The sequence below is a fragment of the Tepidibacter sp. genome, assembly GCF_025210165.1.
Taxonomy (GTDB): Bacteria; Bacillota; Clostridia; order Peptostreptococcales; family Peptostreptococcaceae; genus Tepidibacter_A.
On record NZ_JAOASI010000044.1, the window covers coordinates 1 to 5,013 of the forward strand.

Below are 5,013 nucleotides of genomic sequence, written 5' to 3' on the forward strand. Positions count from 1 at the left end.
AAATGATAAGCAAGTAACTATTACTATAAACTAGAACAAAATTATATTAGTATATATAGTTTAAATAACTCTAATCTCATAATGAGGTTAGAGTTATTTTTTTTTATTATTTACAAATTAATAATTAATGTTTTTTTTCATGTGAATCTCAATTATTTCATCAAGAAAAGATGAAATATTATCAATTTTTTGATTGGATTTAAGAGTTTTTAGATAATCAAGATTTTTAGGCATAAGCATAGCTGTAAACTTCTTTCTGGTATTACAATATTTTTCATTAGGGTTTTTCTTACGTCTACCTTTAGTTTCTATAAAACCTAATTTTTTCAAATCTCTTTCTAATACTTCTTTTCTTCTTAATTCAATTTCTAAATCTCTTGTAATTTTATTTTTTTCGTAATCTGATAAATCATCTAAAGAAATATTTTTTAGATTTCTAATTTTTCTTTTACATAAATCTAAATCATTTTTCTTAGAGATAAGATTATATTTTTTAGAACTATTATAGTTATTATATATTTTAGTCATAAAATACCTCCTATTTTAAATTGAGTCTAATATTATATATAGAAAAAATTAAGTAAAAATTGAAAATAACCTTGAAGGGTTATGGTAAAATGCAAATTTAATATATACCAGAATTTGGTAACTATTTCTTAGGGATAATCCCCAAAAAGTGGTATTTATCTGAAAACAGAGTGCTTTCAATACATTATTCAATTTTTTTGAACATATTAAGTAATGTATTATCAATCCTATTTCCTTTGAAATATATGTGAGGATTCATATAATAATGAACTGACCTTTTAACTTTTACTTTTGCTAAAACTCCTTTTTTAACTAAGGAAGACATATATTTATCTACTGCATTGTGTCCTATTTCTAAAATTTCAGACAAATCTTTTTTTCTTAATGGGTTGCCATTAGATTTACACAAAAGATTATCTTCATATCCAATATGAGTAGATAAGGCTGAAATAATACCTAATTCTGTAAGACTTAAACCATCATTAGTCTTGATATCATCAATTAATGATGGATAGATTTGGTAAAATATTTTTCTGGATTCCAATATTGTCTGGTGTCTCCTTGAACAGAAAGATAAGTATTAGGAATTTCATAGCCTTCATCTTCTAGCTTTTTCTTTTCCTCAAATAAAGCATTATTAAGCCTAGATTGTATAAGTTTACCGTGTCTAGTTTCTTTAAGACCTACCGAAGCAGGTGTCTTTTCATTAAAAGACATTAAAATCAACTCCTTAAAAATAATTTTTAGTCGAATAGAAATTAATAAATTGTTTTTGAATTCGAGTTGAATTTAAAGTAAAAAAATTAGCCCAATAAAAAATTAAAAAGATAAAAATTAAATCAGAAAAAATATAATGTTATAATTTTAATAGAGTGTATGATAAGTTTGATTGTACGTAAATAGGAGGTAATATATTTGAGCGATAAAAAAGAAAAGTTATTTTTATATGATATAACTGAAAAAGTCACAGGAATAGATAGAAGTGATAGTTTCTTTGATAGTGCAAGAAAGGAAGTAGAAAGAATAATAAACATGCTTAAAGTTTGTAGAATATTAGAAAATGATAAATTAGAAATAACTAAAGGAGAAGAAGATGCTTCAATAAAACTTCTAAAGTCATTTTATGAAAATATAGAACTTAGAGAATTATTATCTAGGTCAGTGAATTCAACATATAAAAAAGATAATAAAACTAAAACTGGAAAAATAAAGAAGAGTTGTATGCCATTAAATGATGAAGAATATGAGCTATTAAAGGAACATTTATTACAAATAAATCTTGAAAATTGTAAAGATGATAAGGAAAAAGAACAAATAAGAGAATATGTTAAAGAAATGGAGAATGAGGAGTTTTATGAAAAGATATATGAAGCTAAAGGTATAATAGTTAAAGATTTGAATTTAATAAATGATAATATAAGCAGTTCTGAAGCTAAAAGATATTATATAAATAAATACATAGATACTCTAAACGAAGGTTTAAAGAAGTTTAGAAAAGAAATCGAAGCAATTTCAAGATATGAAAAAGAATGTAATAAAATTAATTATAATAAACAATTTAACGAAAAAGATATAGATTCTTTTTTAGAGGCATCTTTGGAAGCATATTTAAAAGTAAATGGAGTAGAAGTAGATTAAAAATACAGCTTAGTTAAGCTGTATTTTTTTATGTGTCACGGACAAAAACTTAAAAAATTAGTGTCCGTGACCCATCTAAGAAACGGTTATATACTAGTAATCAAGAAGTGAGCAACACCAGAAATAATAAAAGCTATTTTACTAATAAGGAGGAAATGAAATGAATCTTATGATTACAAGAAAAAGGGAAATAAGAAATGTTCCAAATGGTAAGCACAAAGGTATAATTGAAAATTTAATGATAAAAGATGAGGTGAATGGGAAAAAGTTGATTTTAGTTGTTTATGTTAATCATAAAGGAGCTGTTGCGAAATTATATTATACAACATATGTATCTTGGTATGATGATAGTTCTTTTATAGACTTATTGAAAAAATTTGAAATACTAGAGGATGTAGGAGAAGATATAGATCTTAGCAATCTGTTAACTAAACCAGTAAATGTAAAGGTTGAAAATAATAGTGTTAATGGAAAGACGTATTCTAATATAAAAGAAATTGATTTAGATAAAGAAGAACTTAAAAAGATAGAAAAGGAAAATAACAAAAAAAGTAAAGAAGCAGAAGAAATATTTAAAGATGATGAATAAATTAAACTTTACAGAATAGGGGTTATTTAAGATGAATAAAAATCAATGTGCATATACTTTTAGCAAGTTATATGATGATGTATATGTTAAAGATGCATATATTTATTCGATTAAAAGTAAAAATGATATTGTAATACATAAACCAGTAGCTCAGTTTATGAGTGTTAAAAAAGCAATAGAAGATGTTGAAACTAAAAAAGAAATGTATGAATTAGAATTTATGTCTAATAGAAGAATGAAAAAAATTCAAGTAGGTAAGAAAGATTTGGCATCAAGAGCAAATCTTCTTTCTCTTGCTGAATATGGTGTAGATGTAAATGATTTAAATGTAAAAGAGGTTATGAAACATCTAAGGAATGAAATAGATAATCTAAAAGTATCATTCATACATAGGAATGTAGGATTTGAAGAAGATGAAGATAAAAAGGTATATTTTAAACACTATAAAGCTATAGGTTACAAAGAAAAGTCTAAATATTCAGGAAATTTAGCTGTTGAACCAAAAGGAAGCGAAGAAAATTGGATGAGATTAATAAAAGATGAAGTTGTAGAAGATACAAAATTAGCACTTGCTTTAATATTGGGATTTTCAGCCGCTACAGTAGGGTTTGTAGGAGAGGAACTGAGCATAGAATCTCTACTTGTCCATATTTTTGCAGAGAGCACACATGGAAAAACAACAGCAGCTCAACTTGCGGTGTCTCCTTTTGGAAGCCCGAAACTCAGAGAACAAGGTCTCATCTTGGACTGGAACAGTACACAAAACGCAATTTTCGGATTGTTGTCAGGGAATAGAGGATTACCAATGGTACTTGATGAGTCAAGTATGCTAAATAAAAAGGATTTTACAAATCTTATTTACATACTTGCTAGTGGAAGTGATAAAAAGAGAATGAATAAAAAATTAGAGGTAAGACCTACTAAAACATGGGAGACAACTATCATATCAACAGGTGAGAGTTCAATACTATCACAAAGTAATAAAAATACAGGGCTTAAAGTTAGACTATTTGAATTTGGAAATATTAAATGGACAAAAGATTCAAAGCAGGCAGAGAAAATAAAAAGTATAGTAACTAATAATTACGGTTTTACAGGAATAAGGTTTGTTAAGAAACTTTTAGATTTAGGAAAAGATGAAGTAATAAGAAGAATAATGAAATGGAAATCAAAGATTGAAGAAGATTTGAAAGAAAATTCCTTTAAAGGAAGAATAGCAATGAAATTAGCTATTATAGTAGCAACTGGACAAATAGTAAATGAAGCATTAAATATTAAACTCAACTTAAAAAAGATTAAAGCCTTCATTATTGATAATGAAAATAAGAGTATAGAAGATATAGATTTACCTTCAACTGCTTATGACCATTTCAAACAAAGTTTAGTAGTCAATAAATCTAAACTTAATAAAGATTTTGGAGATACACTTGGAGTTGTAGGAAGTAGTACATATGAATTATGGGGCAAGTTAGAAAAAAATAAACATGAGAACTATGTTGTAATAATAACTACAAAATTTGATGAAATAATGAAAAAAGGTGGATTTGAGAATACAAGATACATATTACAAGCATGGAAAGATAGAAATCTTCTTAGTCATGAAAAAGGAAAGCTTTATAGAAGAAGAATTGTTGATCCAAAGGTTAGGGGAGCAGTTCCGTGTTATGTAATAAAGCTACAAAATGGAGATGGTAAGAAGCAAGAAGATAAAAAGAAAAAGGCTAAAAAAGATGATAAAAAAGATGCAGTAGTTGAAAATGACGAAAGTAAAGTAACTAAGCAGAATACATCAGAAACAGTTGAAGAAGATTTACTTGAAGATTAATAAATATAAAAAAGGAGGAGTTAAAAATGAGTATTAATAAAAATGATGTGTTATCAAATTTTCATGGAGCTAAGAGTGTGAGTGTTAGTAAAGATATTACTGATGCAGGAGTCATTTCAATAATAAATTCAAAAAGTAATGGAAAGAGGATTTCTCTGTCTAAAGAATTGATGGACAAGTTAGATAATCCAAGTAGGGTACAATTTGCATTTTCAGAGAATTCAATTGCTATAGGAGTGGGTTTTTTAGATGAAGTACCAGATTATAAAATTAATGAAAGTAAGACTAAAGGGCTTATATATGCAAGTAAATTAGTTGAAGAAATTACAGAAGAGTTTGAATTAGATTTTAGTGATAGAACATCCATTACATTTCATGATGTTGAGTATATTGATGAAGAAAATATTTGTATAGCTATAATAAAGATAAAAAA

7 protein-coding genes are annotated in these 5,013 nt (G+C 26.3%); 4 read left to right on the plus strand and 3 right to left on the minus strand.

Annotation, left to right across the window (positions count from 1 at the left end):
* Positions 1-117: 117 nt before the first annotated feature.
* The 3 genes from N4A48_RS07780 to N4A48_RS07790 all read right to left on the minus strand — a co-directional run bounded on the left by N4A48_RS07780 (position 118) and on the right by N4A48_RS07790 (position 1,245).
* Complete coding sequence (locus N4A48_RS07780) at positions 118-528, minus strand: hypothetical protein (protein WP_293665311.1); 411 nt, start codon at positions 526-528, stop codon at positions 118-120.
* Between the two features lie 184 nt (positions 529-712).
* A complete protein-coding gene (locus tag N4A48_RS07785; RefSeq protein ID WP_293665312.1) occupies positions 713-1,072 on the minus strand; it encodes a hypothetical protein in 360 nt (119 codons plus the stop codon).
* The gene (locus N4A48_RS07790) at positions 1,030-1,245 is read right to left on the minus strand and encodes a hypothetical protein (protein ID WP_293665313.1); all 216 of its coding nucleotides are present in this window, start codon (positions 1,243-1,245) and stop codon (positions 1,030-1,032) included. Before N4A48_RS07790 ends, N4A48_RS07785 begins: the two co-directional genes overlap by 43 nt.
* 198 nt (positions 1,246-1,443) lie before the next feature.
* Here N4A48_RS07790 and N4A48_RS07795 point away from each other — a divergent pair, with 198 nt between their 5' ends.
* The 4 genes from N4A48_RS07795 to N4A48_RS07810 all read left to right on the plus strand — a co-directional run.
* A complete protein-coding gene (locus N4A48_RS07795; protein WP_293665314.1) occupies positions 1,444-2,166 on the plus strand; it encodes a hypothetical protein in 723 nt (240 codons plus the stop codon).
* Positions 2,167-2,326: 160 nt separating this feature from the next.
* Positions 2,327-2,755, plus strand: a complete 429-nt coding sequence (locus N4A48_RS07800) for a hypothetical protein (RefSeq protein WP_293665315.1) — start codon at positions 2,327-2,329, stop codon at positions 2,753-2,755.
* A gap of 31 nt (positions 2,756-2,786) precedes the next feature.
* Positions 2,787-4,580 (plus strand): DUF927 domain-containing protein, encoded by a 1,794-nt coding sequence (locus N4A48_RS07805; protein WP_293665316.1) that lies wholly within the window; start codon positions 2,787-2,789, stop codon positions 4,578-4,580.
* A gap of 26 nt (positions 4,581-4,606) precedes the next feature.
* Positions 4,607-5,013 (plus strand): hypothetical protein (locus tag N4A48_RS07810; RefSeq protein WP_293665317.1); only part of this gene is annotated, 407 nt, incomplete at its 3' end.

Coding starts and splice junctions, on each gene's coding strand:
- N4A48_RS07790 (WP_293665313.1), bottom strand. CDS start 1,245: ATGTCTTTTAATGAAAAGACACCTGCTTCGGTAGGTCTTAAAGAAACT.
- N4A48_RS07800 (WP_293665315.1), top strand. CDS start 2,327: ATGAATCTTATGATTACAAGAAAAAGGGAAATAAGAAATGTTCCAAAT.
- N4A48_RS07780 (WP_293665311.1), bottom strand. CDS start 528: ATGACTAAAATATATAATAACTATAATAGTTCTAAAAAATATAATCTT.
- N4A48_RS07805 (WP_293665316.1), top strand. CDS start 2,787: ATGAATAAAAATCAATGTGCATATACTTTTAGCAAGTTATATGATGAT.